The sequence below is a fragment of the Allobacillus halotolerans genome (assembly GCF_018967645.1).
Lineage (GTDB): Bacteria > Bacillota > Bacilli > Bacillales > Alkalibacillaceae > Allobacillus > Allobacillus halotolerans.
Genome location: NZ_JAHLZF010000081.1, coordinates 1 through 674, shown reverse-complemented (window position 1 = coordinate 674; position 674 = coordinate 1). Strand labels below are relative to the sequence as shown.

Annotated in this window: 1 rRNA gene; it reads left to right on the top strand. The window is 53.9% G+C overall.

Annotated features, from left to right (window positions below):
* A 23S ribosomal RNA gene (locus tag KQ486_RS14185) occupies positions 1-674 on the top strand; the annotation flags it as partial.

The following is a 674-nucleotide window of genomic DNA, read 5'->3' as shown; positions in this document are numbered from 1 at the left end:
TCCGGTGAAGATGCCGGATACCTGCGACAGGACGGAAAGACCCCATGGAGCTTTACTGTAGCTTGACATTGGGTCTTGGTACTACATGTACAGGATAGGTGGGAGGCTTTGAAACCAGGACGCCAGTTTTGGCGGAGCCATCCTTGGGATACCACCCTTGTAGTACTGGGACTCTAACCATAGGCCATGAATCTGGTCTTGGGACACTGTCAGGTGGGCAGTTTGACTGGGGCGGTCGCCTCCCAAAAGGTAACGGAGGCGCTCAAAGGTTCTCTCAGTACGGTCGGAAATCGTACGTAGAGTGTAAAGGCAAAAGAGAGCTTGATTGCAAGACATACAGGTCGAGCAAGGATGAAAATCGGACTTAGTGATCCGGTGGTTCTGCGTGGAAGGGCCATCGCTCAACGGATAAAAGCTACCCTGGGGATAACAGGCTTATCTCCCCCAAGAGTCCACATCGACGGGGAGGTTTGGCACCTCGATGTCGGCTCATCACATCCTGGGGCTGTAGTAGGTCCCAAGGGTTGGGCTGTTCGCCCATTAAAGTGGTACGCGAGCTGGGTTCAGAACGTCGTGAGACAGTTCGGTCCCTATCCGTCGCAGGCGTAGGAAATTTGAGAAGACCTGTCCTTAGTACGAGAGGACCGGGATGGACGTACCTCTGGTGTACCAGT